Annotated in this window: 1 protein-coding gene and 2 pseudogenes; all 3 read left to right on the forward strand. The window is 67.3% G+C overall.

Annotated elements, in window-relative coordinates; all coding sequences use genetic code 11:
* Nucleotides 1-57: 57 nt before the first annotated feature.
* Nucleotides 58-900: pseudogene (locus tag ABZZ74_RS53365) on the forward strand (transposase); the annotation flags it as partial.
* Between the two features lie 810 nt (nucleotides 901-1,710).
* Nucleotides 1,711-2,532 (forward strand): annotated as a pseudogene (locus tag ABZZ74_RS53370) (CHAT domain-containing protein); the annotation flags it as partial.
* Nucleotides 2,529-3,055 (forward strand): hypothetical protein (locus tag ABZZ74_RS53375; protein WP_356951339.1); only part of this gene is annotated, 527 nt, incomplete at its 3' end. The pseudogene ABZZ74_RS53370 and the gene ABZZ74_RS53375, both read left to right, overlap by 4 nt.

The raw sequence follows: 3,055 nt of genomic DNA on the forward strand, positions 1-3,055 counted from the left end.
CGTACTCATACCCGCAGGCACCCTGCCATCTGGCTGACCAGCCTCAACACATAACGCAGCCACATCTACAGCTGCCGTGTCAATCACGGGCAGAAGCTCCTCTACATCCCCGGCCGCGCCGTCCACCACGCCTCCGCCTCCTACCGCGGCGACGGAAAGACCGACGCCAAGGGCGCGTATGTGATCGCCGACCAGGCGCGTATGCGACGTGACCTGGAGCCGCTGGCAGCCGGCAACGAAATCGCGGTTGACCTGCGGATCCTCACCGCCCGCCGCTACGACCTGGCTGCGGACCGCACCCGGACGATCAACCGGATGCGTGCCCGGATGCTCGAGTACTTCCCGGCCTTGGAACGCGCCTTCGACTACAGCGCTTCCAAAGCGTCGCTGGTGCTGCTGACGGGCTATCAGACTCCGGCCGGTCTGCGCCGGATCGGCCGAAATCGCCTGGCGGCCTGGCTCAAGAACCGGAAGGTCCGCAATGCCGCGGCCGTTGCGGCCACCGCAATCGAGGCGGCCGAGGCCCAGCACACTGCCGTCCCCGGCGAGAAGCTCGCCGCCGCCCTGGTGGCCAGGCTCGCGAGGGAGGTGATGGCCTTCGATGAAGAGATCGCAGAGACGGACAAGCTCATCGAAGGTCGGTTTCGCGAGCACCAGCACGCCGACGTGATTCTCAGCATGCCCGGGATCGGTCCCGTGCTCGGCGCGGAGTTCATCGCCGTCACCGGCGGCGACATGAAGACGTTCGGGACCGCGGACCGCCTGGCCGGCGTCGCGGGGCTGGCTCCGGTGCCCCGTGATTCAGGCCGTATCGGCGGCAACCTTCACCGGCCGCGCCGCTACAGCCGACGCCTGCTACGCGTCTTCTACCTGTCCGCCCAGGCCGCCGCCCGATGCTGCCCGTCTCCAAGACGCGACTTTCCCGGCATCGCGGCGGCCGTCGCATCGACCACCCCCGTGATCCACTCAGTCCGGGACCAGGAACTCGCCCGGATCTGCCGGGACGTCGTGCACGCCACCACCCTGCGCGCATCCTTTGACGGGGCGTCCTTAGCCGAGCTGATGGCGCTGCACCACGCTGCCAAAGGCGCCACGTTCTCCCAGTGGTATGGCATCCGGGAACCCTTCAACATTCCGGAAGCCGTTACACACCAACTGGTGCGCCTGCGGGCGATCGCCGAGCCCGAGAAACCGCTCCCCTTCACTTCCGACAAGGAGGCCGCCGCCCCCGTCCTGCCGCAAATTTCACTCGGAGACCTGCTCACGCCTCTGTCAGAGCATGAGACGGCACCAGGGAGGACCACCGCGGAGATCGAGCAGAACGTCAGGCGCCACATCGACCAGATGATCAACGCGGCGCTGGTGGAGGAAGGTGTCAACGGCGCCTACGCCGACGCCGACTGGGAACGCGTGCAGGAAAGCCTGGACGACCGCACAGTGTTCCTGAGCTGGTTCGTGCAGGCGACCCCCGGATTCGACTCCGACCATGCGCTGCTCGCCATCACCAGGGAATCGGTCAGCGCTGCGATCGTACGGTCCCACCCTGACGCCCCGGACAGGAACGAAGAAGGCTCCGAAGACGCCGAAGCCGTGCCGCCCCCACGCGACCACCAGCTGGTCGGAACGGTGAGCGCCCTACGGACAGCGGTGACCGACGATCCGCTCTTTGATCACGTCACACCCGAGGCGGCGGACCTGCTGACGTTTGCCTTGAGCCCTCCCCACTATCTGGAACAGTGGCGTAGCCAGGGCAAGGATCACCTGCGTATCTGGGCGCATGGTCCGCTGCACTACCTGCCGTTCCATCTGCTCACCTACGGCACGGAAGGGCGCCTTGTCGCTGACGACTTCACGGTGTCGCTGGTCGGCGGGCTGGGCACGTCTTCCCCTCACGGCTCCACCACACCCCGCCCGGCCCGAACTGCAGTAGTGGCCTCGGCGGGCGGAGGCGAGGAATTCGGCCTGGCCCGCGAGCCCGTCCTCGAGGAGCATGCGGCCGAAATCGCCGCCCTGACAGGCACCTCACCGATCGTGGGGCCAGCGGCCACCCGGCAGCAACTGCTCAACGAACTGTCCACAGCAGACGTGGTCCACATCGCGGCGCACGGCACCCAGGACGCGGCAGCCCCCTGGTTCCACTGTCTCTACCTGAACCCGGACGAGGACGACGACGGACGAGTCTTCGCCCACGACATTCTCGCCACCGATCTTCGCGGGGTCCGTCTCGTCACTCTCGCATCCTGCGAGTCCGCGCTGAGCCGCTACGACATCAGCGACAACCTGCGCGGCATGCCGGCGGGGCTGCTCCTCGCCGGGGCGCAGGCAATCATCGGCTGCCTCTGGCCCGTACGGCCCGACCCCGCGACGCACTTCTTCGCCGAAGTTCACCGACGCGCCGCGCGCGGCGCGGCACCTCTGGAGGCCTTCCGCGGGGCGCAGTCGGCCATGCGGGCCGCTTTCCCCGACTACCGGGACTGGGGCGCCTTCACGTTCCTTCAAGGCTGGCACCACATCACACGGGAGGCCGCGTGACAGATACCAAGGGCTGGACCATTTCCCTGAAGGACGTCGAACTCGTCCCCGAGCGGACCATCGGTACGCCCCCGATCTCCGAACACCTGGCACACCGGCTGTCGTTCGGCCAGGACCTCCTGCCCGTAACCGAGCCCTATGCTCCCCCGGAGTGGTGCGCCTATGCCGCGGGACTTGCTCATGACCGTGCGTTCCGGCTGTTGGTTCTGGTGCGCTCCTTCCACCCCGAGCAACCGGAGAGCCCATGGATTATGGCGAAGGGCAAGCTAGGGCTCGCCCTGAGCACCGAGGGCGAAACGTCCGCCGCGGCCGTCGCCCGACGTATCGACCCGGGTGAACGGACACGGCCGGTCAACTCCACACCTTCCACGATCTCTTTTTCCTTCAACGCAGGACTCTTCAGCGCCGGAATGGAGCATCCGGTTGGACCCGAGTTCGACAGTTGGTGGGCATGCGGGGCGGGTTGGCGGCGGATCTGTGCAGGTGGGAGACGTGAGGCAGCTCCGAAGCCGCTCGAAGGTGT

The sequence above is a fragment of the Streptomyces sp. NPDC006476 genome, assembly GCF_040612015.1.
Taxonomy (GTDB): Bacteria; Actinomycetota; Actinomycetes; order Streptomycetales; family Streptomycetaceae; genus Streptomyces; species Streptomyces griseorubiginosus_B.